The sequence below is a fragment of the Streptomyces sp. NPDC008139 genome (assembly GCF_042957025.1).
Classification (GTDB): domain Bacteria; phylum Actinomycetota; class Actinomycetes; order Streptomycetales; family Streptomycetaceae; genus Actinacidiphila.
On sequence record NZ_JBIBHM010000018.1, the window covers coordinates 73,219 to 97,846 of the forward strand.

21 protein-coding genes and 1 tRNA gene are annotated in these 24,628 nt (G+C 71.7%); 7 read left to right on the forward strand and 15 right to left on the reverse strand.

Annotated features, from left to right (window positions below):
- Positions 1-128 precede the first annotated feature (128 nt).
- A complete protein-coding gene (locus ACFZBB_RS31080) occupies positions 129-1,466 on the reverse strand; it encodes a M20/M25/M40 family metallo-hydrolase (RefSeq protein WP_355333086.1) in 1,338 nt (445 codons plus the stop codon).
- Between the two features lie 245 nt (positions 1,467-1,711).
- On the opposite strand from ACFZBB_RS31080, the gene ACFZBB_RS31085 reads away from it, so the two are divergent.
- From ACFZBB_RS31085 to ACFZBB_RS31105, 5 genes are all read left to right on the forward strand, one after another.
- Positions 1,712-1,796 (forward strand) — tRNA-Leu (locus tag ACFZBB_RS31085).
- Between the two features lie 230 nt (positions 1,797-2,026).
- Positions 2,027-2,551, forward strand: a complete 525-nt coding sequence (locus tag ACFZBB_RS31090) for a hypothetical protein (protein ID WP_391129386.1) — start codon at positions 2,027-2,029, stop codon at positions 2,549-2,551.
- 107 nt (positions 2,552-2,658) lie between these two features.
- Positions 2,659-3,765 (forward strand): histidine kinase, encoded by a 1,107-nt coding sequence (locus ACFZBB_RS31095; RefSeq protein WP_391129554.1) that lies wholly within the window; start codon positions 2,659-2,661, stop codon positions 3,763-3,765.
- A complete protein-coding gene (locus ACFZBB_RS31100) occupies positions 3,762-4,427 on the forward strand; it encodes a response regulator (RefSeq protein ID WP_391129389.1) in 666 nt (221 codons plus the stop codon). The genes ACFZBB_RS31095 and ACFZBB_RS31100 overlap by 4 nt, the downstream gene beginning before the upstream one ends.
- A gap of 68 nt (positions 4,428-4,495) precedes the next feature.
- Entirely contained in the window at positions 4,496-5,500 is a 1,005-nt protein-coding gene (locus ACFZBB_RS31105; protein WP_391129393.1) for an ElyC/SanA/YdcF family protein, read from the forward strand.
- 48 nt (positions 5,501-5,548) lie between these two features.
- On the opposite strand, the gene ACFZBB_RS31110 is transcribed toward ACFZBB_RS31105, so the two are convergent.
- Positions 5,549-5,989 (reverse strand): type II toxin-antitoxin system PemK/MazF family toxin, encoded by a 441-nt coding sequence (locus tag ACFZBB_RS31110; protein WP_391129396.1) that lies wholly within the window; start codon positions 5,987-5,989, stop codon positions 5,549-5,551.
- A gap of 113 nt (positions 5,990-6,102) precedes the next feature.
- On the opposite strand from ACFZBB_RS31110, the gene ACFZBB_RS31115 reads away from it, so the two are divergent.
- A complete protein-coding gene (locus ACFZBB_RS31115; protein ID WP_188283525.1) occupies positions 6,103-6,279 on the forward strand; it encodes a hypothetical protein in 177 nt (58 codons plus the stop codon).
- A gap of 121 nt (positions 6,280-6,400) precedes the next feature.
- On the opposite strand, the gene ACFZBB_RS31120 is transcribed toward ACFZBB_RS31115, so the two are convergent.
- From ACFZBB_RS31120 to ACFZBB_RS31145, 6 genes are all read right to left on the reverse strand, one after another.
- A complete protein-coding gene (locus ACFZBB_RS31120; protein WP_391129399.1) occupies positions 6,401-7,243 on the reverse strand; it encodes a DUF1206 domain-containing protein in 843 nt (280 codons plus the stop codon).
- A 39-nt stretch (positions 7,244-7,282) separates the two neighbouring features.
- A complete protein-coding gene (locus ACFZBB_RS31125; protein WP_391129402.1) occupies positions 7,283-8,362 on the reverse strand; it encodes a YhjD/YihY/BrkB family envelope integrity protein in 1,080 nt (359 codons plus the stop codon).
- Between the two features lie 321 nt (positions 8,363-8,683).
- A complete protein-coding gene (locus ACFZBB_RS31130) occupies positions 8,684-9,289 on the reverse strand; it encodes a response regulator (RefSeq protein ID WP_391129405.1) in 606 nt (201 codons plus the stop codon).
- A complete protein-coding gene (locus tag ACFZBB_RS31135) occupies positions 9,286-10,644 on the reverse strand; it encodes a histidine kinase (protein ID WP_391129407.1) in 1,359 nt (452 codons plus the stop codon). The genes ACFZBB_RS31130 and ACFZBB_RS31135 overlap by 4 nt, the downstream gene beginning before the upstream one ends.
- Before the next feature lie 142 nt (positions 10,645-10,786).
- Positions 10,787-11,602 (reverse strand): ABC transporter permease, encoded by an 816-nt coding sequence (locus ACFZBB_RS31140; RefSeq protein WP_391129410.1) that lies wholly within the window; start codon positions 11,600-11,602, stop codon positions 10,787-10,789.
- Positions 11,599-12,639, reverse strand: a complete 1,041-nt coding sequence (locus tag ACFZBB_RS31145; RefSeq protein ID WP_391129413.1) for an ATP-binding cassette domain-containing protein — start codon at positions 12,637-12,639, stop codon at positions 11,599-11,601. Before ACFZBB_RS31145 ends, ACFZBB_RS31140 begins: the two co-directional genes overlap by 4 nt.
- Positions 12,640-12,794: 155 nt before the next feature.
- Between ACFZBB_RS31145 and ACFZBB_RS31150 the strand changes: the two genes are divergently transcribed.
- Complete coding sequence (locus ACFZBB_RS31150; protein WP_391129416.1) at positions 12,795-13,862, forward strand: phosphotransferase; 1,068 nt, start codon at positions 12,795-12,797, stop codon at positions 13,860-13,862.
- A gap of 132 nt (positions 13,863-13,994) precedes the next feature.
- On the opposite strand, the gene ACFZBB_RS31155 is transcribed toward ACFZBB_RS31150, so the two are convergent.
- The 7 genes from ACFZBB_RS31155 to ACFZBB_RS31185 all read right to left on the reverse strand — a co-directional run bounded on the left by ACFZBB_RS31155 (position 13,995) and on the right by ACFZBB_RS31185 (position 24,614).
- A complete protein-coding gene (locus ACFZBB_RS31155; RefSeq protein ID WP_391129419.1) occupies positions 13,995-14,828 on the reverse strand; it encodes a glucose 1-dehydrogenase in 834 nt (277 codons plus the stop codon).
- Positions 14,829-14,935: 107 nt separating this feature from the next.
- A complete protein-coding gene (locus tag ACFZBB_RS31160) occupies positions 14,936-15,808 on the reverse strand; it encodes an NAD-dependent epimerase/dehydratase family protein (RefSeq protein WP_391129422.1) in 873 nt (290 codons plus the stop codon).
- Positions 15,802-19,935, reverse strand: a complete 4,134-nt coding sequence (locus ACFZBB_RS31165; protein ID WP_391129425.1) for a hypothetical protein — start codon at positions 19,933-19,935, stop codon at positions 15,802-15,804. The genes ACFZBB_RS31160 and ACFZBB_RS31165 overlap by 7 nt, the downstream gene beginning before the upstream one ends.
- A complete protein-coding gene (locus ACFZBB_RS31170) occupies positions 19,932-20,891 on the reverse strand; it encodes an ABC transporter permease subunit (protein WP_391129428.1) in 960 nt (319 codons plus the stop codon). Before ACFZBB_RS31170 ends, ACFZBB_RS31165 begins: the two co-directional genes overlap by 4 nt.
- Positions 20,888-21,787, reverse strand: a complete 900-nt coding sequence (locus tag ACFZBB_RS31175) for a sugar ABC transporter permease (RefSeq protein WP_355333125.1) — start codon at positions 21,785-21,787, stop codon at positions 20,888-20,890. The genes ACFZBB_RS31170 and ACFZBB_RS31175 overlap by 4 nt, the downstream gene beginning before the upstream one ends.
- A 38-nt stretch (positions 21,788-21,825) precedes the next feature.
- Positions 21,826-23,172 (reverse strand): extracellular solute-binding protein, encoded by a 1,347-nt coding sequence (locus ACFZBB_RS31180; protein WP_391129431.1) that lies wholly within the window; start codon positions 23,170-23,172, stop codon positions 21,826-21,828.
- 140 nt (positions 23,173-23,312) lie between these two features.
- Positions 23,313-24,614, reverse strand: a complete 1,302-nt coding sequence (locus tag ACFZBB_RS31185) for an enolase C-terminal domain-like protein (RefSeq protein WP_391129434.1) — start codon at positions 24,612-24,614, stop codon at positions 23,313-23,315.
- Positions 24,615-24,628: the final 14 nt, after the last annotated feature.

Below are 24,628 nucleotides of genomic sequence, written 5' to 3' on the forward strand. Positions count from 1 at the left end.
CAAGTGCGGTCCCAGCCGCGGACCACACACGTCGTAACGAAGCCGGAGGAATAGAGCTACGAAAACACTGGATCAATCACTCGTCCCAGCGATCCGGGCCGCCCGTACTCGTACGGGCGGCCGAACCGTCAGCAGTTCTCGATGAAACGATCGAGCACCCGGACCCCGAACCGCAGGCCGTCCACCGGCACCCGCTCGTCAACGCCGTGGAACATCCCGGCGAAGTCGAGCTCCGGCGGGAGCTGGAGCGGCGCGAAGCCGAAGCAGCGGATGCCCAGGTCGTCGAAGGACTTCGCGTCGGTGCCGCCCGAGAGCATGTACGGCACGGCGCGCGCGATCGGGTCCTCCGCCTTGAGGGCGAGCTGCATGGCGTCCACCAGGGAGCCGTCGAAGTCCGTCTCCAGCGCCTTGTCGGAGTGCACCGACTCGCGCTTGACGCGCGGGCCGAGGATCCGGTCGAGGTCGGCCAGGAACTCCTCCTCGTAGCCCGGCAGGAAGCGGCCGTCGACGTGGGCGGTGGCCTGGCCGGGGATCACGTTCACCTTGTAGCCCGCGCCTAGCATGGTCGGGGCCGCGGTGTTCCGCAGGGTCGTGCCGATCATCTTGGCGACGCCGCCGAGCTTGGCCAGCGTCGTCTCCATGTCCTCCGGGTCCAGCTCCACCCCGAAGGCGTCCGACAGCTCGTCGAGGAAGCCGCGTACGGACTTGGTGACGCGGACCGGGAACTCGTGCCTGCCGAGCCGCCCGACGGCCTCGCACAGCTCGGTGATCGCGTTGTCGTTGTTGGTCATCGAGCCGTGCCCCGCGGTGCCGTCCACCGTGAGCCGCATCCAGTGCATGCCCTTCTGGGCGGTCTCGATCAGGTACAGCCGCAGGTTCTCGTTGACGGTGAAGGAGAAGCCGCCGACCTCGCCGATCGCCTCCGTCACGCCCTCGAAGAGGTCGGGGTGCTTGTCGACCAGGTGCCGGGCGCCGTACACACCGCCCGCCTCCTCGTCCGCGACGAAGGCGAGCACGATGTCGCGCGGCGGCTTGCGCCCGCTGCGCAGCCGGTCGCGTACGACCGCCAGCGTCATCGCGTCCATGTCCTTCATGTCGACCGCGCCCCGGCCCCACACGCAGCCGTCGGCGATCTCGCCGGAGAACGGGTGGTGCGTCCAGTCGTCCGCGTTGGCCGGGACCACGTCGGTGTGCCCGTGGATCAGCAGCGCGGGCCGCGAGCGGTCCTCGCCCTCGATCCGCGCCACCGTGGACGCCCGGCCCTGGTGCGACTCGAAGATCCGCGGTTCGAGGCCGACCTCGGCGAGCTTCTCCGCGACGTACTCCGCCGCCGCCCGCTCCCCCGGCCCCGAGTGGTCGCCGTAGTTGCTGGTGTCGATCCGGATCAGCTCACTGCACAGGTCGACGACCTCGTCCTCGCCCGTGACCGTCCCGTTCTCCGCCCTGCCCGGCCCCGACTCGCTCACGCTGTCTCCTCGCTCGTTGCCTGCCGCGTCCGCCCACCACCCGGGCGACCGCGGCCGATGCCTCCCCCATCCTCCCCCGACACCCCCACCCCGCCCAAGGCTCCCCTCCGGGCCCTCACCCCGGGCCCCGCGCACAGCCCCTTTATCGGCCCCCTCGGCCCGCTCCGCGCCCGTGATCGACGTGACCGGATCTTTGCTATGGTTTACCTCGTCGCCACGGCCCATAGGCCGAGGTGACACACCCCGTCCGGGTGGCGGAATGGCAGACGCGCTAGCTTGAGGTGCTAGTGCCCTTTATCGGGCGTGGGGGTTCAAGTCCCCCCTCGGACACATCTTCTCTCCTTACAGGGCCGCCTTCGGGCGGCCCTTTTCGGTGTCCGGCGCGCGGGCTCTGCGGTGTCCGGGCGCACGGCTTCCGCGGTCTCCGGAGCACGGGCTCCTGCGGTGTCGGGCGGCGCGGCGGCCCCGTGGGGTGGAGGGCCGGGCGGGGAGTCATCTCCACCCTTGGTTCCACCCACGGGTCCAGGTGCTTCGTGCCTGGTCGCAGCAGTCTTGGGGGCATGACATCGACCGAGTGGATCACCGACATCGCTCTTCTCCTCGTCGTCTTCCGGCAACTGCGGGAAGGCCGACTCGGCCTCAAGACCTTCCTGATCCCGCTGGGCATCGTGGCCTTCGTCGCGAACTCGTATCTGGACACCGTTCCCACCGCGGGCAACGACCTGGTGCTCATCGCGGTGCTGATGAGCGTGGGCGCCGCGCTCGGTGTCGCCGGCGGCATCTACACCCGCGTCCGGACCGTCGGCGAGCACGTCCTGATCAAGGCCGGCGCGGTGTCGGCGATCTTGTGGGTCGTCGGCATGGGGGCGCGGATGGGCTTCCAGTTGTGGACCGAGCACGCGGGCGGCGCCCACCAGGTCGCCCGGTTCAGCGTCGCCCACCACATCACCAGCGATCAGGCGTGGGTCGCGGCGTTCGTACTGATGGCGCTCACCGAAGTCGTGACGCGGCTCGCCACCATCTTCATACGGAGCCGGATCCAGATGACGCCGCGCGCCGTGCCCGTCCTCAGCCGCAGGGCCTGACCGTGCGTTATGTTCTCCCCGTGCCCGCGACAGACAGCCCCGCGCCTCCTGGGAAGACCCTGGCCCAGGAGGCGGGGGCGCGGCAGGTGCCGGGGCAGGACCCGTGGATGCAGTGGGCGATGACCCTCGGGGTCGTCGTCGCCGGAATCCTGACGATCCGCCCCCTGGGCTTCAGCGGCCGGGGGCTGGTCGTCGCCGTCCTGCTCGTGATCAACTCGGCGGTGCTGCTGGCCAGGCGCCTGCCCGAGGACAGGATTCCCCAGGGCCTCGTGCTCCCGTGGCTGACGGTCGGCATCGCCGCGGCGGTCGCCCTGATCGGTGTCAGCCGCAGCGGTACGGGCTATCTCTTCGCCTTCTTCCTCGCCGGTCACATCGGATACCGGCTGGAGACCAGACCGGCTCTCGTCCTCGCCGGGATCTGCAGTCTGCTCTGCGGCGGGGTGCTGTACTTCCGTCTCGGTCCCGGGCACGACGAGCTGCCCTGGGTGCTCGGTCTGGCCACCGGTACTCCGGTGCTGGTGGGCATACTCAACCGCAGCCAGCGCCAGGCCGTACAGGCGGTGATCGCGGCGGCCGAGTCGGCGGAGCGCGCCGCGCGGGCCGAGGCGCGGACGGCCGCGCTGACCGAGCGCAGCCGGATCGCCCGGGACGTGCACGATGTGCTCGCGCACTCGCTGGCCGGGATCAACATGCAGTTGGAACTGGCCGACGCGCTGCTCGACACCGGGGACCTGGAGAAGGTCAGGGAGGCCAACGACAAGGCCCACGGTCTGGTGCGGGAGAGCCTCAAACAAGCACAGTGGACGGTGCACGCGCTGCGCGAGGACTCGCTGCCGCTGCTGGAGAGCCTGACGGCGATGCTGGAGTCGTCGGGGCACCGCGATGTCCTCACCGTCACCGGGACCGCCCGTGAGGTCCCGGCCCGGGTGGTCCAGAATCTCCTGCGTATCGCCCAGGAGGCGCTGACCAACGCCGCCCGGCACGCTCCCGGCGGCGATGTCGGTGTGGAGCTGACGTACGCCGCCGCGTCGATCACGCTGGCGGTGCGCAACGGCCCCGCCACCCGCGAGGTGAACGCGGTGGTCGGCAGCGGCATGGGGCTGATCGGAATGCGCGAACGCGTCGCCCTGCTGGGCGGGACGGTGACGGCGGGCCCGGTCACGGCCGGTCCCGACCAGGGCGGCTGGAAGGTGGAAGCAGTGATTCCGGTATGACCGAACCGACCGAGAGGCCGCAGCGGCTGAGGGTGGTCGTCGCGGACGACCAGGCCGCCGTACGGGAACCGCTCGCCGCGGTGCTCGGGCTGTCCGAGGACATCGACGTCGTCGCGTCCGCCGCGGACGGGAGCCAGGTGCTGGCGGCTGTCGCCGCCGGACCGGTGGACGTGGTGCTGATGGACCTGCGCATGCCGGTGATGGACGGCATCGAGGCGACCCGGCGGCTCGGCGAGGAGCACCCGGACGTGGCGGTGGTCGTACTGACCACCTTCGCCGACGACGACTCGATCCTCGGCGCGCTGAGCGCGGGCGCCCGCGGCTATCTGACCAAGAACGCGGGCCGCCAGGACATCATCCGGGCGATCCGTGCCGCCGCCGCAGGGCAGTCGGTGCTCGACCGCGAGGTGCAGAACCGGTTGCTCGCCTCCGTCAGGACCAAGGCCCCGATGGTGGGCCAGGCCCTGCCGGAGGACCTCACGCCCCGCGAACGCGAGGTGCTCGCGCTGATCGGCCAGGGCCTGCCCAACCGCGGCATCGCCGAGAAGCTCTTCATCAGCGAGGCCACCGTCAAGACCCACATCAACAACCTCTTCGCAAAGGCCGCGATCCGCGACCGCGCCGACGCCGTCCGCCGCGCCATCGAAGCGGGCCTGACCTGACCCGCGAGGGGGGCCGGGCGCGGTGGTGGGCGGCGGGTGGGGGTCGGGCGGGCCACTAGCATGTGGGCATGTGGGCGTATGTACCGGCGGTGCTGTTCTTCCTGGGGTTCTGTGTCGGAGTGCTGCGGGAGCGGCGTCGGTTCGGCAATGCGATTCTGCTCGGGCTTTCACCCGTCTTCGCGCTGGGTGCGTGGCTGTTTGAAATAGGCAGGGAACACCCGACGTTGGGCAATGATCTCGGGGTGGCGCTGCTGACGCTCATGGCGGTGGGCGTGGTCGCCATGTCGTGGTTTCTGATTTCCAACGGCGTCGCCATGGTGCGCAAAGAGGGCAGAAGTCCCGCCAACCTGCTGTCCCTGGTGGCCGGGTTCGCGCTGCTGGCGCTCATAGCGCTGTTGATCACCGCGGTGGTGATGCACACCCGCGCACTGCTCGTGGTCGCGGGGACGGCCACCGTCCTCGCGGGGTATGTCGTCTTCCTCTTCCTCTGTTTCATCGTCTACGGGTCGCTCTACGGATGGTTGACCGTCCGCCGCAAGACCGACTACGTCGTGGTTCTCGGCTCGGGGCTCATCGGCGGGACCAAGGTGCCACCGCTGCTGGCCAGCCGCCTCGACCGGGCCCGTACGGTGCACCACAGGCTCTCGTCGCGCGGCAGGCGGCCGGTGCTGCTCACCTCCGGCGGACAGGGCCCGGACGAGAAGCTGCCGGAGTCGCACGCGATGGCCGACTACCTTGTGGCGCAGGGTTTTCCGGCGGATCTGATCGAACGCGAGGATCGGTCGACGACCACCGAGGAGAATCTGCGCTTCAGCAAGTCCATCATGGAGCGGAACAAGGCGGACTACCGCTGCGTCGTCGTCACGAACAACTACCATGTCCTGCGCGCCGCGGTGACCGCGCGGCGGCTGGGCGTCAGAGGACATGTCGTGGGGGCGCCGACCGCCGCGTATTTCTGGCCGAGTGCGACCATCCGCGAATTCGTCGCGATGCTCATGACGTATTGGCGCACCAATCTCACCATCTGCCTCCTCGTTTTCGCGGGAGGCTTCTTCATCTGGTGGCTGAGCTGACCGCAGGACGGGCCCCGCGTCCGCGACGGCCGTTCGCCCGACGGCTCGTCACCGCAGATTCAGCCGCTTCATGACCTGAGGGTCGAGGGCGCCCGCGCGGCGCCGGAAGGCCGAGACAGGCACGCGCCGCAACTCGTTGGTCTCCAGATAGCTCTGCCGGCCCCGGGCGTCGTCGACGGAGCCCGCGGGAAGCGGTACGACTCCGGGCAGCTCCTCATGGTGCTGAGAGGTGATCTTGGCGACCCGCGCGGTCCCGCCGCGCACCGAGACGACCAGGCAGGGACGGTCCTTCGAACCGGCCGTGTCCTCGTACGGCACGTCCGCCCACCACACCTCGCCCCTGCGCGGAGCGGCGCCACCGCCGGACGCGCCGCCCGCCCGCCGTACGGGGGTTCCTCCGCTACGCCGCACGCGCCCGGCCGCCACCACGGCGGCCACCAGCGCCACGACGACCACGGTGCCCAGGACGACCCACATCGGCGTGCTCATCGACTTCTCCTCTTCGTGTACGGGTGTGCGGACGAATGTACGGACGGCAGGACCGGCCGACACCTGCCCCGGTCGTCCGCCGCGACAGCGGGGAGTAGTGGCATGCTTGCGCTGTGGATACAGCGAAACTTGAACTGGCAGCGCATCGCTACGCCGAGGCCGAGGACGCCCTCCAGGCGGCGGCGATCGATCTCAAGGCGGAGAGCGCGGCGGTCCTCGCCAGGGGCGGCGACGAGCACGAGGTGGCGGACGCCGTCGGCCGCCCGCCCGAGGAGATCCGCGAGCTGTGAGCACGCGCGACCTGTGAGCCGCGCGCTTCCGCGACCCGCGACCTTCCGCGAGCCGTGAGCTGACGACGCCGCGGACGCGGACGCCCGGCGCACCCCCGCGCGGTCCGCCTTCCGGCGCCGCTCAGACCTCGCGCCACCGCGCGTTGGCCCAGGAGAACAGCCCGAAGGCGATCAGGCCGACCGCGATGAGCACCAGCAGCCACGGGCCGACCGGCGTGTCGGCGAACGAGCGCAGCGTGTCGTCCATGCCCTTGGACTTGCCCGCCTGGTGCTTGACCGCCGAGGCCACGGCGAATCCGCCGGCCGTGGCGAACAGCACGCCTCGCGCGGTGCCGCCGAACATGCCGAGGAAGTCCACGGCTTGACGTTGGCGCCGCGACATCTGGCCCATCTTCAGGTGCTTGTGGAACTTGCGCATGAGGGCACGGACCGCGATCCACACACCGACGCAGAACACGGCGACACCGGCGACGGCGACGATCCACTGGCCGCCCGGCCAGTCGAGCACCTTGGCCGTCACGTCGTTGGTCCTCTTGTCGGTCGACCCGCTGCCGCTGCTCTTCTCACCGGCCGCGTAGGCGAGCACGGAGTACGAGACGAAGGCGTAGAAGACGCAGCGGCCCGCGGCCATCGCGCGCTTGGTGGGCTTGTCGCCGTCGGGTCCCGCCTGTCCGAAGGCCGCTTCCGACAGCCGCCACAGGGCCATTCCGGCCAGGGCTATGCCCAGCAGCCACAACAGGACGTCCCCGAACGGCTTGTGCGCGATCTCGGCGAGCGCGCCGCCGCGGTCGGCTTGTTGGCCTCCGGCGTCGGAGAAGGCGATGCGCACCGCCAGTGCGCCCACCAGGATGTAGATCACCCCTCGGGCCGCGAACCCCGCGCGGCCCGCGACGGCGACCGCCTTGCTGTCGGCCGCGCGTCTGGCGTTGTGACGGCCCGTCGATGCTGCTGCTTGCGTCTTCACACAGGCCGACTTCCCCGATCGGCGGAGTTGAGGCACCCGCTACGGGACAACGTCCTTCGCGTCCCCCGAACCGTCCTGCGCGGGGAGCCCGGCGCCGGGCGGCGGCGTACCGGTTGCCGTATCCGCCGCCGTACCCGTGGGCGAGGCCACGGTCGGCGGGTCGAACCTCACCTCGACGTGCTGGAAGCCCTTGAAGACCTCCGTGGCGGCGTACGAGGTGTACACCTCTCGGTCCGCGCGGCTGAGCACCACATTGTCGGTGAACGGCGTGAGCAGGCTGCGCGGCCAGAGCCGCCGGGCCCGCACCGCCGCCACCTCAGCGGTGAGGACGAAGATCAGCGCGCCGAGGTAGATCCACGTGATCAGGCCGAGGACGATGCCGAACAGCCCGTACGTGGCGGTCGCCCCGCGCAGCTCGTGCCGGACGTAGTACGTTCCCGCCCACTGCACGAACTGCCAGGCCAGCGCGGCGGCCAGCGCCGTACCCGCCGAGGAGCGCAGCCGTACGGTGCCGACCGTGAAGTAGCGGTACGCGAACAGGAGCAGGCCGGTGTTGACGGCCGTGGACAGTACGGTCGCGGCGATCCGCAGCAGGACGACGGGGTGGACGCCGAACGCGCGGGCGTCCGACGCGAGCGAGGTCAGCGCGGTGGTGGCGGCCAGGCCCACGCCGAAGACCCCCACCACCAGCAGGCTGCGCAGCCGGGAGCGCAGCGGGTTCGGCCGGTCGTGGCGCGGCACGGCCCAGATCTTCAGCAGGGTGTTCTGCGCGGCCTGGGCGACACCGAGCGCGCCGTACAGGCCGCCGATCACACCGGTGACGACCGCGAGCGTGTTGCCGTGGAACGACCGGATGTTCTCGCCGATCTGGTCGCCGATCACCGGGAACTGGTGCAGGGCCGAGTCGACGACCTGCTTCTGGAAGTGCGCGTCGTTGTGCAGCAGGAAGCCGAGCACCGACACCAGGAGCAGCAGCACGGGGAAGACCGACAGGAAGGCGTAGTAGGCGATCAGCGCCGTGAGGTAGCCGCCCTGGTCCTCGCCGAATTTGTACACCACCGCCAGCGGCAGCCCGATCCAGGTGTGCTCGCGCTGATAGGCGTCGAATCTTCGGACCATGCCCACGGTCGCCCCCCATTCGTCGTCGTCGGGCCTGCCGCCGCACGTCACGCGGCTTGGTCCCTGTCACGCCGGTTTCCCCGTGAGCGCCGGTACAGACCACGGCTCAGGAGGCGGTGGCGCAGCCCGACCCGGCCTCGGCGGTGTCCTTGAGGCGGTGGGCCCACTCGTGGAGGCCCGCGTCGAGGGCGGCCTGGTTGCCGGGGACGCCGGCTTCGGCGGGGCGATCGAGACGACCGTGGAGGTGACCTTCATCTTCTGCGGGTGACCGGGCCCTGACCTCCTGCGGCACCCGCCCGCGGTTTCCGGTGCGCTGTGCGGTCACAGCCAGCCGCGCTCGCGGGCGAGGCGCGCCGCGACATGGCGGTTCTCGGCGCCGACCTTGGTGGCGGCGGACGACAGGTGGTTGCGTACGGTGCCGACCGAGAGCATCGCGCGGGCGGCGATGTCGGCGACGGGCGCCCCCTCCTCGGCCATGGCGAGCAGTTCCGCCTCGCGGGGCGTCAGCGGGGAGTCGCCCGCGGTGATGGCGTCGGCGGCCAGCTCCTGGTCGACGTAGCGTCCGCCGTCGTGCACGGTACGAATGATGCGGGCGAGCTGCTGCGCGGAGACGGTCTTGGGTACGAAGCCGCGCACGCCCGCGCTCAGGGCGCGCTTGAGGGCCCCGGCCCCGGCGTGGCTGGTCACGATCATCGTCGCGCAGTCGGGGAGTTCGGCGCGCAGGTGTTGCGCGACGCTGATTCCGTCGCCGCGCGGCATCTGGAGGTCGAGAACGGCGACATCCGGCCGGTGGGCCCGTGCCATGGCGAGGGCCTCGTCGCCGGAGCCCGCCTCGGCGGCGACGAGGATGTCGTCCTCCAGGGCGAGCAGCGAGGCGAGCGCTCCGCGGATGAGGTGCTCGTCGTCGGCGAGCAGGACCCTGATCATGGTGTTTCCTCCCACGGGATGGTCACGGTCAGGCGGAAGACGCCGCCGGAGCGTTCGCTGGTCGTGAGTGTGCCCTGAAGCTGCGTCAGACGCTCTTCGAGTCCGGCGAGACCGCTTCCGGCGGGTGTGGTCCCGTCCGCGGAGGCCGCGTCCGCCGTACGGCTACCCGCCGTGGTGGCGGGCCCGTTCCCGCCTCCCGTGCTCCCCGCGCGGTGGCCGCGCCCGCCCCGGTGGTCGCTGCCGTCGTTCTCCACGACCAGCGTGACAGCGCCCTCGCCGGTGTCGCGCAGGGACACCTCGCAGCGGGTGGCGTGCTGGGCGTGGCGCAGCACATTGGTGACGGCCTCGCGGATGACCCAGCCGAGCGCGGTCTGGATGTCGTCCGGGAGGCGGGCGGCGGGACCGTCGCTGATACGGCAGGGAATCCCGGCGGCCTTCAGGACCTCGCGGGCCCCCGCGAGTTCGGTGTGCAGGTCCGCGGTGCGGTATCCGCGCACGACGGAACGGATCTCGCGCTGGCTGTCCTGCGCGATGTGCTGCACCTCGTACATCAGGTCGACGGCCTCGGGGCTGCCGCGTTCCGCGAGCTTCGCCGCCAGTTCGCTCTTCAGCGCCACCACGGCGAGGTTGCGTCCCAGGATGTCGTGCAGGTCGCGGCCGAAGCGCAGGCGTTCCTCGGCCACGGCCAGGCGGGCCTGGGTCCCGCGGGCCGCGGCCAGCTCCTCAATCAAGAGCACGCTCCAGCCGGAGGCCCGCAGGGCGAGGGCCATGAACGGGACGAGGAACAGGGTCCCGCCGACGACCACCGCCAGCGACTCCCCGCGCAGTCCGGTCGCGAAGACGGCGACCAGCGAGCCCAGTGTGACGGCCGAGACCAGGGCCGTTCCCGCCCGCAGGGACAGCGCCAGCATGGGCGGGCCCGCGTAGAACGTCATCAGCCACAGCACGTACGGCGCGAGGTCCTTCCCCTCGACGCGGTCCCTCGCCTGCAACACGCAGCCGACCGCGACGGCGGCGACCGTGACGGCGGTGTAGAGCGCGGCCAGCAGGTACGGCCGGGGCGCCAGGCCGATGTAGGCGCGGAGTCCGGCGCGGGAGAGCAGCGCCTGGACGACGACGTGGGCCGCGCCCAGGACCGCGACCGCGATCCACAGCGGGCCCACGTCGTTCGTGACGACCCACAGCGTCCACAGGCCCGCCTCGAACAGGGCGAAGCAGGAGAGGGAGTTCAGGGTGTAGCGACGGTAGCGGTCCGTGCCGTGCCGGTGGCCGAGCCACTCCACCCAACTCTGCACGCTCGCCAGCCCGGCCGTTCCCCTGGGTCCCGTCGTGGTCCCTGTGGTTCCCGCAGTCACCGTCGCCCCTTCGTCCCTTCAGTCCTTTGAGTCCTACGGTCCTTCGAGTCCTACGTTTCCGACGCCGTGCGCGCCCGGCCTTCTCGTCGGCCGCGCGGGTGCCCAGCGCCGAGGTTCGGCGCTCGGAGCCGACGCCCGGCACTCAGTGCCGAGGCTCCCAACGGAACCACTTGCGTACGCCGAGCACGGCCACACCGATCCACACCAGCGCCGTGAGAGTGAGTCGGAGCTGGTCCGTCCCGTCCACATTCCCCGTCCAGCCGCCGCGCAACAGGTCCATGACCGGGGTGAACGGCAGGAACGCACCGATGCGCGCCATCGCGTCCGGCAGGGTGTCGCGGGGCAGGAACATCCCGGAACCGGCCATGCTCAGCAGCATGAACGGCAGAAAGGTCAGTTGGGCGCTCTCAGCCGTCTGGGTGAAGGCGGCGGTGAGCGCGGCGCCCACGACCAGCAGCACGATACCGAGGAGCAGGCCGAGGATCAGCAGGTGAGGTGCCTCCGGGGCGGGCATGTCGAGCAGGACGGCGAGTCCGACGCCGAGCAGCAGGGACTGCACGACCGCCATCAGGACCGCGGGCAGCGCGCCGCCGGTCAGGATCTCGGCGTCGCGGACCTCTCCCGAGCGGAGCCGCTTGAGGACAAGGCTCTCGCGGCGGGTGACGTACACGCCGACCATGTTGGTGTAGATCGCGAAGAACAGCGCCATGCCGAGCGCACCCGGCACCAGCACGGTGGCGACGGACAGGCCGGTGTCGCCCAGGTCCAGGCTCTTCACGGCGCTGCGCATCGACACGGCGATGACACCGGGCAGGACGAGGGCCGTCATGAGGGCGGCCTTGCTGCGGACCAGCAGGATCAGTTCGGCGCGGCCGAGCGCGGCCAGGCGTTCGGTGCTCTTACGGGACCGGCGCGCGGTGTCCGTGGGCGCGGTGGTCGTCGTGGTCGCGGAGGTCATCGCGTCGTCTCCTGGCGGTCGTCGGCCCGGTGGGTGGCCCGGTGGTCGGCCCGGTGGTCGGCTCGGCGGTCGGATCGCTGCTCTGTGCGGTCGCCGCCACGGTGCTCGTCCCGGTGCTCGTCCCGGTGGTCGAGGTCCTTGGCGATGTCCATGAACGCCTCTTCCAGTGACGCGGAACGGACGTCGAGGCCGGTCAGTTCGACGCCCTGGTCACGGGCCCAGCACAGCAGCTCGGTGGTGGTGTGCTGGAGGTCGCGGGTCTCCAGGCGCATCTTCTGCCCGGTGACGTCGTGTGCGGTGACGCCGATCGACCGCAGCGGCGGCAGGTCGGCGGGGAAGCGGCCCCAGGGCAGTTCGAAGGTGATCCGCGCGGGCCGCTCGGCGACCACGTCCGCGACGCGTCCGGTGCTGGCGATCCGGCCCGCGTGCATGATGGCCAGCCGGTCCGCCAACTGCTCCGCCTCTTCGAGGTAGTGCGTGGTGAGCAGCACCGTGGTGCCCTGCCGCTTCAGCTCTCCGATCAGCTCCCAGGTGGCGTGCCGGGACTGGGCGTCGAGACCGGTGGTGGGCTCGTCGAGGAAGAGCACCTCGGGCCGTCCGAGCAGCGCGAGCGTGAGGTCGAGGCGGCGCCGCTCGCCGCCGGAGAGCTGCTTGACCCGGACCCCGCGCCGCTGCTCCAGCCGCGTCAGCTCCAGGGCCTCCGCCACGGGCCGGGCGCCGCTGGTGCAGCCCGCCCACATGTCGACGGTCTCCGCGACGGTCAGCTCGGTGGGGAAGCCGCCCTCCTGGAGCATCACTCCGATACGGGGTCGCACCGCGGCACGCTCGCGGTAGGGGTCGGCGCCCAGCACCCGTACGGTTCCCGAGCCGGCGGGCGCCTGCCCCTCCAGGATCTCCAGCGTCGAGGTCTTGCCCGCGCCGTTCGTCCCCAGCAGGGCGAACAGCTCGCCCCGCCCCACGCTGATGTCGACGCCGCGTACGGCCTCGAAGCCGCTGTAGCTCCGCCGCAGGCCGGTGGTTTCGATGACTGTGTCCATGTCTCAAGGCTGTCCGCCCGTCGGCGCTTCGGGCCGTGTGGTCTGTCATGACTGTTCATGACGAATGTCATGGGCGGGGACCGCCACGAACCGGGCGGGGCCGCCGCGCCGTCAATCGCTCCGGGTGTCGTCCCCGCCCGTGCGAGGATGCCGCCATGCGGTCACGGCTGCCCCTCGGGGAGAAGTTGCGGGACGAGTTGGGGACGCCCCGTCGGGGCCGCAGGCTGGGGAGCAGTCCGCGCTCGCGGGTGTGGCGGGCCGAGCTGTCCGGAACTCCCGTGGTGGTCAAGCAACTTGTCGACGCGCCCGAGGCCGACGAGAGGTACGCCCGCGAGGTGGCCGCGCTCCGGCTCGCGGGCCGGGTCGATCCGCCGGTCGTGCCGGCGCTGCTGGGCACCGACGCGCGGGAGCGGGTGCTGGTGCTGGAGTACGTGGAGCACCGGCCGCCGCGCGAGGAGTGGATCGTCGACTACGCCGGAGCACTGGCCCGGCTCCACGCGGCGACCAGCGGCGATGCGGACGTCGGCGACGGCGACGGCGACGGCGACGGCGACGGCTCGGACGTACTCCCCGCCTGGCCGGGCCCGGCGCACACGGACGTCGGCTCCTTCCTCGCCCTCGCCCAGGCCCTCGGCGCCGCCGTACCGCCCGCCGTACGCGGCGAGTTGGACGGCCTCGTGGACCGTACGTCGCGGGCGCGGGGCCGCGCTCTGCTGCATGGCGACCCGTGCCCCGGCAACGACATGCACACCGACGACGGCGTCAGGTTCATCGACTTCGAGCAGGCCGCGTTGGGCGACGGGATCGTCGAACTCGCCTATCTGCGCGTCGGTTTCCCCACCTGCTGGTGCGTCACCGCCCCCGCTCCCCCGCTGTTGGAAGCGGCGGAGGCCGCGTATCGCGACGCCTGGCGCCTGGCGACGGGCACGGACGTCCCGGGTGATCTCACCGACGCCTGCGCCGGTTGGCTGCTGCGCGGTGACGCGCTGGTGCAGCGGGCCGAGCGCGGGACCACCGACCGCCTGGCCCTGATTCCTCACCAGGACTGGGAGTGGGGCACGGTGACGGCCCGTCAGCGGCTGGTCCACAGGCTCGGCGTCGTCGGCCGCATGACCGCCCAGGAGGGCCGCCTGCCGGCTCTCGGCCGTCTGGCCCCCGCGATGCGCGAAGCGATGCTCACCCGCTGGCCCACCCTTCAACCGCCGCCCGCCCGCAGGCCGTAGAGCAACGGCTCGCGCTCTCTGCCGGGACGCCGACGGGGCCGCCCGGCACCGGTCGCTGCGCGCGGCGACCGACTTCACCGTGCCGACAAGGGCCCCCGCTCCCTCGTCACCGCTATCGGTCCGGCCGTGGGCTCAGGCTGTCGCGGGGGGCTCCGGGGCGTCCTGGGGGAGGGTGACGGCCAGGGCCGCGAGGACACCGCCGTCGACCGGGATGTCCGTGCCGGTGACGAATCCGGCGCGGGTGCCGGCCAGGAAGGCGATCACCTCGGCGACCTCGCGGGGCTGGGCTATGCGCCCTATCGGGTGGCTGCGGCCCCACTCCCCGAGCAGTCGCTGCACCCCTTCGTCGCTGCCGTCGCTGAACCGTGCCGCGGAATGGCGCAGCATCGGGGTGTCGACGGAGCCGGGGCAGACCGCGTTGACCCGTACCCCGAAGGGGGCCTCGTCCACGGCCATCGACCGGACCAGCGCGTTCAGCGCGCCCTTCGCCGCCGCGTAGGCGGCCACGTTGGACTGCGCGGCGCGCGACTGCACGGACGAGACCACGACGACGGAGCCGCCGGAGGCGCTGCGCCGCAGGTGGGGCAGGGCGGCGCGGGCGGTCAGGAACACCCCCTTGACGTTGACGGCGAACACCTCGTCCCAGGTCTTCTCGTCGGTGTCGGCGACCGTCCCGTAGCGCTGGATGCCCGCGGAGGTCACCAGCACGTCGAGTCCGCCGTACTCGCTCACGGTCCGCGCCACCGCCTCGGCGACCGCACCGGGGTCCGAGACGTCCGCGACGACGGGCAGCGCCCGGCCGCCCGCCTCCGCGATGGCCGCGGCCGTCTTCTCCGTGTCGTCGGCGTCCACACCGCAGACGGCGACAGCGGTTCCCGACGCGGCCAGCAGTTCCGCGGCGGCGCGGCCGATACCGCTCGATCCGCCGGTGACCAGCGCGACGCGACCGGCGTGTTCCTCACTCATACGTTCCCTCTCCAGTCCCACGGTGTTCGCCAACCGGAGCGCCTGCGCGGCCGGATGACCGAAAACTGTTGCCGTCCGAGCTTGCTGCCGACGGCAGGCCCTTGTCGTCAGCCCAACGGCATAGTGCAGAAATTGGCGCCGACGTGGAAGTTGCGGTCGGCCGCCGGATCGAAGTCCGCGGGACCGAAGGACCCGCACTCCAGGAGCGCGGCCAGGTGCTCCTCGGCGTCGTCCCGGGGGTGGTAGCCGATGGCCTCCCCTTCCGCGAGGGACCACCACCGGCGGGTGTTACGGGAGATGCCCCACAGCATCCGGAATCCGGCGGGCTCCGCGCGCAGACACGCCTCCACCAACCGGGCCGCGTCGTCCGGCGACAGCCAGGCGGCCAGGTCCTCAGGAGCGAGCGGGCGCGGCCGGAAGGCGCCGATCCGCAGGCAGGTGACGTCGATGCCGAAGCGGCTCCGGTAGAGCGCGCCGAGCGCCTCCACCGCGGCCTTCCCCGCGCCGTAGAACGTGTCGGGGCGCGGTGCGATGTCCGCGGGCAGTTCGGCGCGCCCAGCGGCGGGGGCCCCTACGGCAGCGCCCGCCTCCCGTACGGGCACGGCGTCCTCCCGCGTACGGAATCCCGCCGCGTGGATGCTGGAGGCGAGCACCACCCGCGGCACGCCCTGGCGGCGCACGGCCTCCAGCATCCGCTGCGTGCCGTCGATGTTGATCTCCCGAATGCGCTCCCAGGGCGCCTCCCCGGCCAGTCCCCCGAGGTGGAGCACCGCGTCGACACCCCGGCAGGCGGCGTCGATCGCGTCCGGGTCGGTGAACGAGGCGCGTACGGTCTCCACGGCCTCGCCCGGCGCTGGCGGCTGGATCTCGGCGATGTCCAGCAGCCGGAGTGTGCGTCCCGGCCGCGCCATGCGCGGGCGCAGCGCCCGGCCGATGCGGCCCGCGGCCCCGGTGATCAGGATGCGCTGCGCCGTCACCATGTCCGCTCCAACGGGTCCAAGGCGTCGGGCAGTTGGGCGGGCGGGCGCTGTTCGTCGTAGGGCCGCGGGGTCGCGGAGGCGGGGGCGTACGGCGGCTGGTTGTAGGCGTGGTGACGGCGGAAGGCGACGTCGACCGGTGGATTCCAGTGCCGCCAGCTGCCGGGGTCGGTGTCGACGGGGGGCGACATGGGGCCAGTACCGTTTCCGTTCTCGGCGGCCACCGCGTACTCCAGGACGGGCGCCTGCCCCGGCCTCCCGCCGCCGCGAGCACCGTCCGACCCGCGCGGATCGCCGGTCGCCGGTACGACACCGGGCACGCGGTCGACGTACGCGAAGGCCGTGCCCGCGAAGACCTCGCGGAAGTCGGCCTCGCCCTTGCGCCGCCGGTACAGCCGGTACCGTCCGGCGCCCAGCACCTCGCCCCAACTGACGCTCACCGCGCCGTCGTTGAGCCTGACCTTCAGGCCGTCCGGCGGCTCCGGCGCCCGGCCGGTCGCGTAGACCGGGTAGTCGGCGCCGGGAAGGCCCAACCGGTCGGTGTTCCTCGCGGCGACCCTGACGTGGTACTTCACGCCGTCGGACAGTCCGCTCAGGAGTCCGGGGGTGTCGGCGGCGGCGACGGCCGGTGCCCAGGTCAGACCGCCGTCCGTGCTGAGTTCGAGCAGGTAGGAGTCGGCCGCGGCGACGGGGGTGAAGTGCACGACGGCGCCGCCGGGGACGGTCTCGGTACGGATCACCCGCGGCGGCACCGGTTCCGGGCGGCGCGCGGTCAACTCCCATGCGTGGCGGCCTCGTGGGAGCGCCAGCCGCACGGTGTCGTGCGTCCGGTCGAGCGGGCGCAGCGGTGCGCCGTCCACGCAGAAGTCCGCCGAGGCGTCGAGCCCGGCGGGCAGGCGCAGGGTGATCCCGGTGTCCGTCTGCGCGTCGTACGTGCCGCGCAGCTCCGTGGGGTGGAGGTAGCCGATGCTGATGCCCAGGTCGCGGTCGTCGGTCGTCAGCAGGACGTCCTCGGTGCCGATGGCGCTGCCGTGAAAGAGCGTCAGTTCGCGGCGCCCGCTGTCGAAGAGCCGGATCGTGCCCGCCGTCCCCGTGAACCGCAGCCCGTCCTCGGCGAATTCGACGGCGGCCGGTTCGTAGGGCCTGGCGGACTGGTGCCGGAAGACGACGTCGAGGCTGTGCGGGGTGCGGATCCTGGCGCCCCAGGGCGTGTCGGCGGCGGGGTCGACCACCAGGTCGTCGCGGTGGCTCACGACCGCGAGCGTGTTGCCGTTTGCCCCGTCGGCGCGGCCTTCGAGGCGTACGCCGTGCGTGACGTCGGTGGCGAAGGCGCCCCCGAGCGCGCCGGCCTCCCGCACCGCGCCGCCCTGGCCTGCCGCGCCGCCTGCTCCCGCCGTGCCGTCCTCGCGCACCCCGCGTACGAGGTGGATGAACGGCATCCGCTCGGGCAGGTGGGTGTAGCTGTTGGCGTCGTGCCCGGTGGCCTCGGTGAGCACCGACCAGGTCCACACCATGCGCTGGTCGGGCGCGAAGGAGTCGTACGTGACGAGGTAGTCGGTGCCGACGAGCAGCACACTGCGGCCGAGGTACAGGTCGCCGACCGGGCCGTCGGGATCGGGGACGATCTCCGCGTACTGCGCGCCGCCCAGGTCGTACATCGGCCGGTCGAGGGTGTGGCAGCCGATGCCGCGGAAGGCGCCGTCCTTCCAGACCGCGCAGGAGGTCGCGAAGGTCGCGTCGGGCACGCGGCGGTCCCCGGCGTCCTCGGGGCCGTGGCCGCTGTAGGAGGCGCCCGCCGCGTAGTAGTAGAGGTGGCCGCTCCCGTTGTCGTCGGCGATGCCCCAGCGGTAGTTGGGGCCGCGGTCCACCTGCTGGAGGAAGACCGCGACCTCGCCCGGCCGGTCGACGTCGGCGCGCAGGGTGATCCCGTATCCGGTGTATTTGGCGCTGCGCAGACGGGGGTTGGTGCCGGGGTTGCCCTCGGTGCGCACGGTGACGCGCCAGGGGTCGGGTGCGTCGTGCGGGCTGTCCAGGCGCCGGGCGGCGGGGTCGCTGCCCCACAGCAGGTGTTCGGCGACCAGGGGCCGGTAGCGGTGCAGGGTCTCGCCGAGCAGCCGCATCTCGATGGGAGGGCGGCGCGGCCAGTAGGCGTGCGCTCCTTGCGCGGGGTGCAGCCGCCGCAGCTCGCCGGTGCCGGTGACGTCGACCGGCGCGGTCAGCGCGTTGACCAACCAGTCGCCGAGGGCGGCGAGTTCGGGGGTGACGGCCCGGTTGCGGCCGTCGGCCTCCCGCGCCAGGTGGTTGCCCTGGCCGAGGGGCCGCAGATACGCCCACACGTAGGTGGCCAGGCTCTCGGTCCACCGGCCCGGCCGTGCGCGGCGGGAGGGCAGCGCCGGGCGGGTGTGGAACACGCCGGACAGCTCGGCGAACCGTTCGAACTGGTCCAGCCACTCCCCCGCCGCCTCGTGCTCGGGGAAGAGCCAGGCCAGGCAGGCCAGCGCCGCCTTGCCGTCGGCCATGAAGTTGGGATGCCCGCCCGCCATCCGCAGCAGCGGGCCGATCTCCTCGCCCGCCGAGACGTATCCGGTCAGCAGGAGCAGGGCGTCGACGCGTTCGCGCTCGGCGCCGTCGAGCTGTCCGGCGAATCGGTCGTAGCCGTCCAGCAGCCGGTCGTAGAGCGGGCGTTGGCCGATGTTGAGGTAGCCCGCGACGTCGTTGACCCCGTGGGCGATCAGCCGGGGTCCCTCGGGGCCGGTCAGCAGGGCGTCGGCGAATTCCCGCGCGCTGCCGAACTCCCCTTCCCCGCACAGCGGTTCCGGCCGCTTGCCGGTGTAGGTGAGCTTCCAGTCCTTGACCCGGTCGAGGCTGAGCGTGCCCTGCCAGTGCTGGAGATGGCGTACGTACGTGGACTGGTACGCCGTCGACCGCTGCGCGCGCAGCACCGCCAGGTCGCGCTCGTGGTCGTAGAAGGCGATACCGGTGCTGCGGGTGCCGGTGCGCAGCGGCCAGGTCCAGCGCAGGACGCCGTCGTGGCGGAAGTGGACGCGGAGGGTGTCGGCCGACGCCCACGAGGAGTACGTACGGTCGTCCCACCGGCTGTGGTCGCGGACGAACACGCCCATGGCGTCGCGCTGTTCGACGTCCCAGAAGGTGGCGTGCGGCCGGATGTCCCACGCGAAGCTCGGGGCGTAGGGGCCGACGGTGAAGGCCATGTCGGTCTCGGGGTGCTCCCTGCCGCCCGGCCCGGAGAAGGACGGGTCCTCGCCGCAGTCGCCGACGACGACGGGCTCGTCGATGCCGAGCCAGTGGTACAGCTCGGGCGAACCGGCGTCGGCGTGGTCGGCGGCGGACTGCGAGAACGGCCAGGCGGAGGAGAACCGGTGGGTGGGCGTGCAGCCCTCCCAGTCCAGCTCCCACGCCATCGCCGTCGTCGCCGCCGTAGTAGTCGTCGCAATCGCGTCCAACGACACCATTTCCTCGGACAGTTCGAGGAAGTCGCAGTCCCGCAGCACCCGGACGGTCGCGGTGTAACGGGCGCCGCCGGTGAAGACGTACGTGAGGACGTGGGTCGCGAACAGCGGTCCGGCCTCGGTCAGTCGGACGTCGAGGCGGTCCAGCCGCTCGGCGCCGCAGCGCAGTACGGACCTGCCGACCCAGCCGTGCCCTCGGTCGAGCTGCCGGACCGGCCCTGGTATGTCCCCGACGGCGAACCGGCCGGCGGACGGCAGCCGGACCCGCAGGGCGCCGCCGTCGACCACGATGCCGTCGCCGTCCTCGGTGACCTCGACCGGCCCGGTGCCCCGCGCCGGCGGCAGCGTCTCGTCCGCGCGCAGGGTGAACTCGTGGCGGGCGCCGGGCGCGAGGTCGGCGAAGAAGCAGACGGTGGCGGACGTCAGGAACGCGTCGTCGCCCTCCGAGTCCGTGGTCGCCTCGGTGAGTTGGAAGGGCACCGGCGCGCCGGACGCGTCGAGCAGCCGCAGTCGCCCGGCGCGTATCGAGGGCGCCGCCCAGCGCACCGGGTAGTGCAGCAGCGTCCGGGGCCAGGCGAAGTCGGGGTGGCCGAGGGGGTCGCTGAGCACGAACCGCACCTCGTCGCCGCCCGTCGGCCAGTGCGTGACGGCGGACGTCACGATCCCCCTCCCACTTCGGCGCCGCCGGCGCCCGACGAGCCGGGCGCGACACCCTGCGTGCCGAACGCCGCGCCGCCCGCGACGCCTTCGACGAGGTAGCGCTGGAGCAGGATGAACAGCAGCATGATGGGCGCCGCGACGATGAAGGTGCCCGCCGCGATCAGCGGCCAGTTCTGCGAGTACTCGCCGAAGAACGAGTACAGCCCTCGGGTGACCGGCCACAGCGCGGAGTCCGACAGCATCACCAGCGGCAGGATCAGGTTGTTCCAGGCGTGCACGAAACCGAAGATCGCGAACGTGGCCAGGGCCGGTTTCATCTGCGGAATGATGATGGTGAAGATGAACCGGATGTAGCCGCAGCCGTCGAGCGCCGCCGCCTCGTCGATCTCGCGCGGGATGCCCTTGATGTAGCCGACGAAGAAGAAGAACCCCGCGCCGGACAGGCTGGTCAGGATCAGGTAGCCGACCATGCTGTTGTACAGGCCCAGCGTCCTGGCCTCGATGAACAGCGGGATCAGGCCGCCGGGCAGGAAGCCGGAGAAGATGAAGAAGGTGTACAGCCCGTTGGAGTATTTGAAGTAGCCGCGGGAGATGGGGAAGGCCAGGAAGACGCCGAGGATCAGCGTGACGACGTCGGGGATGACCGCGTAGACAAGGCTGTTGATCATCTGCCGTCCGAAGTGCCCCTGGTTCCAGGCCGCCGAGAAGCTCTCGGTGGTCCACGGATGCGGCATCCCGGTGGGGTTCTGGAGGAATCCGGTGTACGTCTTGAACGCCTGGAGCAGGACGTAGACCAGCGGCAGGGCGAACAGACCGGCCGCGATGGCGAAGCACAGCAGGTTCAGCCCCGCCGCCTTGGTCGTCTTGGCGGACATCAGCCGCTGGAGCCGGGTGGGGGCCGCGGGGGTCCTCGGCGCTGACGACGGCGACGCGTCGGCCGCCTGGGCGGTCGTCACAGCGAGACCTCCCGCCTGCGCAGGCCGTACAGCAGGACGCCGCCGATCGCGACGGTCAGCACGAACTGGATCATCGCCAGCATCGAGCCGTAGCCGAGTTGGCTGTCGCTGCCGAACGCGGACTGGAACATGTACAACCCCAGGGTCTTGGTGCCGAAGTTGCCCGCGGTGAGCACCATGATCAGCGCGTACTCGCCCAGCGTGGCCATGGCGGTGAGGAAGACGTTCACGGTGGTGGCCGGGGCCAGCAGCGGCCACGTCACATGCCGGAACACCCGGAACCGCCCCGCGCCGTCCATCGCCGCGGCCTCGTACACCGAGCGCGGGATGTTCCGCAGTCCCGCGATGTAGATGAGCATCGAGTAGCCGGAGAACATCCAGACGTTCACCATCATCACCAGCCACAGCGCCAGTGAACTCGACCCGAGGAAGGCGGAGTCGACGCCGAACAGGCCGTGCACGACCTTCTCCACCGGCCCTGAGTACGGGTCGAGCATGAGGGAGAAGACCGCGCCGACCACGGTGACGGAGAAGATCTGCGGCATGAAGATCAGCGCGCGGTAGAAGGTCAGGGAGCGGCCCGGCCGGTTGAGCAGCAGGGCCAGTCCCAGCCCGATCGCGTTCTGGAGCACGGTCACGCCGATGACATAGATCAGCGTGACCCGTACGGCGCTCCACAGTTGGGTGGACAGCGACGTGAACGCCGCGTCGTAGTTGCACAGTCCGCAGAAGTTGAGCGGCGTGCCCGGGAGCCCGGAGTACCTGGTGAAGGAGTATCCGATGGTGGCCAGGGACGGGTAGAGCCCGAACAGCAGCCAGCCCGCTCCCGGAATCGCGATGCTGGCCCAGGGAATGAACCGCCGCGTCCGTTGGGTTCCGAAGGGACAGCGTGCCACGCCGCGCCTCCTTTCTCATGGTGCCTGGGAGGCGGTGGTCAGTTGCCGACCGACTTGCGGTACGCGCTCGCCGAGCGGCTGAGGATCGTGTCGGCGCTGTCGCCGCCGATCGGCGTCATCTTGGAGAAGTCGGGACCGCCCGCGTCCACGGGCGCGCCCGCGGGCACCCACGGGTTGCTGAGCTGCTGGAAGGCGTCGTCCATGTGGGCGTTCTGCCAGTCCATCCACGGCAGTCCGGTGTTCTTCAGCGCGGGCTGGGTGGAGATGGAGCCGGTCTTGGTCAGCCACTCCTTGTAGTTCTCCGGGTCGGAGAACATCGTCAGCCACTCCATGGCCAGATCCTTGTGCTTGGCGGTCGTCGGGACCATCCAGGTCAGGTCGGGCTTGAGCATGAGGCGGTTGGCCGCCGGGGTGTCGGTGCCGGGCATGGTGAAGAACCCGAGGTTGAGCGTGGGGTTGGCCTTCTGGATGAGCGCGCCGTCCCACGAGCCGTCAAGCAGGAACGGGTAGTCGTCGGACTTCGCGGCCCAGACTCCGGGCGCGGTGAGCTGGGCGACACCGGCCGCGTTGGGCTCGATGTACTTCATGACCTTCTCGTAACGGCCTGCCGCGTCCTTGTAGACCTGGTCGGTCCAGGACTGCGTGCCCTTCCAGAACGCGTCGGCCCGCTCGCTCGACACCTTGACCGAGTCAGAGGCCGGGCGGCCCTGCATGAGCGTCTGGTTCACCGAGCCCTGCCACACCCCGCCCTGCATGTTGTCCTTCGCGGCCACGAAGATCGGGGTCTTGCCCGCCTTCTTCAGCGTCTCGCAGTCGTCGAGGAACTCCTGGAAGGTGGTGGGCACGCCCATGTGGTACTTGTCGAGAAGATCCTTCTTGTACCAGATCGACCCGGCGGCGGCGTACTGCGCGGCCATGACGCCGTAGACCTTCCCGTTGCGCCCGGCCGCGGCGGCCTGGGCCGTCGCGTCGTAGTTCTTCATGAACGGCTGCGCCGACAGGTCGGTCATCTGCCCGGCGTCGATCAGCGCCGCGGCGCCCGCGGGCTTGAGGCTGGTGTAGCTGGGCGCGAAGCCCGCCTGGGTGGGCGCGGAAAGGGCCAGCACGTCAACGGACTTGGACTGGAGCAGGCTGTTCCAGAGCTGCTGCCAGGCGCCGTTGTTGTTCGGCGCCTGCTGGAGCTTGACCTTCACGCCCGGATGGGCCTTCTCGAACTTGGCGTTGAGGTCCTGCGTGAACTCGATCGCGCCCGGGTTGGTCCACTCGGCGACGGTCAGGGTGGTCGTGGCGCCGCCGCTGTCGGACGAGGAGGAGCCGCAGCCGGTGAGCGCGGCCGACACGCAGGCGGTCGCCGCCAGCAGCGTGACGAAGGTACGGGGTCGCATGAGGGTGGGGCTCCTTCGTTTCGAGTTCGGTTCGAGTGCGATTCGGGGTCGGTTCGAGTGCGGATCGGGGTCGGTTCGAGTGCGGATCGGGGTCGGTGCCGGGTGCGGATCGGGGTCGGTGCCGGGCGGGCCGGTGCGCGTCAGGGGCGCTGGAGCGCGCCGTCGGCCCGCCGCGGCGGCCTCCACGCCTGGCCGGGCTCCGCCGCGCCCTTGGGCGGGTACTTCAGCGCCAGCCGCTCGTCGAGGTCGACGCCGAGACCGGGCGCGTCGCTCGGCCACAGGTGGCCGTCGCGGATCTCGGGGCAGCCGGGGAAGACCTCCCGCGCGGCCGGGCCGAACAGATGCTGTTCCTGGATGCCGAAGTTGGGGGCGGCCAGGTCGAGGGCGAGGTTGGCGGCGTGCCCGACCGGCGAGACGTCGCCGGGGCCGTGCCAGGCGGTCCGCACGCCGAACATCTCGCAGGCGGCGGCGAGCCGCCACGCCGGGGTGATGCCGCCGATCGCCGACACATGGACCCGGATGAAGTCGCACAGCCGCTCCATGACGACCGGGCGGTACTCGGCGGGGTTGGTGAACAGCTCGCCGATCGCGATCGGGGTCACCGAGCGCCCGCGCAGGACGCGCAGCCACTCGATGTCCTCGGGCGCGACCGGGTCCTCCAGATAGAACAGGTCGTACGGCTCCAGGTCCGCCGCGATCCGTACGGCGTCGGTGGGGTGCACCCGCTCGTGCACGTCGTGGATCAGCTCGACCTCGGAGCCCGCGTGCTCCCGCAGGTGCTCGAAGAGGCCGCGCACCGTACGCCGATAGGCCGCCGGGTCCCAGGCGTTGGGGGTCAGCGCCTTGGCGGCGCCGGCGGTGGCCGCGGCGGCCGGCGCCCCGTAGGTGCCCGCGCCGGGCACCGCCACCTGGCAGCGGACGTGCCCGTACCCCTCGGCCATCAGGGCCAGCACCTCGTCGGTGACCTCCGCCGCGTCCCGTCCCGCGGCGTGCGCGTACACCGGGACCGCGGTGCGGCAGCGTCCGCCGAGGAGCTGCCACACCGGAAGTCCCGCCTGCTTGCCCTTGATGTCCCACAGGGCCATGTCCACGCCGGACAGCGCGTTGTTGAGCACGGGGCCCGACCGCCAGTAGCCGCTGACGTGCAGGGTCGACGCGATGTCCGTGATGTCCGCCGGGTCGCGGCCGATGAGCTGCGGCGCCAGATACTCGTCGACCGCCGTGGCGACCGCCTTCGCCCGCTGCGTGAAGGTCGCGCAGCCGAGTCCGTACAGGCCGGGCTCGCTGGTGTCGACCCGCACCACGACGAGCGTGGTGCCCGCGGGAGCGGTCAGGATCGTTCTGACCCCGGTGATACGGACTCCGGACGGCTGCGCCCACGGCGGCTCTACGGGCACGGACTCCTTGACGGGTCCGGCGGAATCGGCGGCGTGGTCGGTCACGGGAGGGTGCTCCT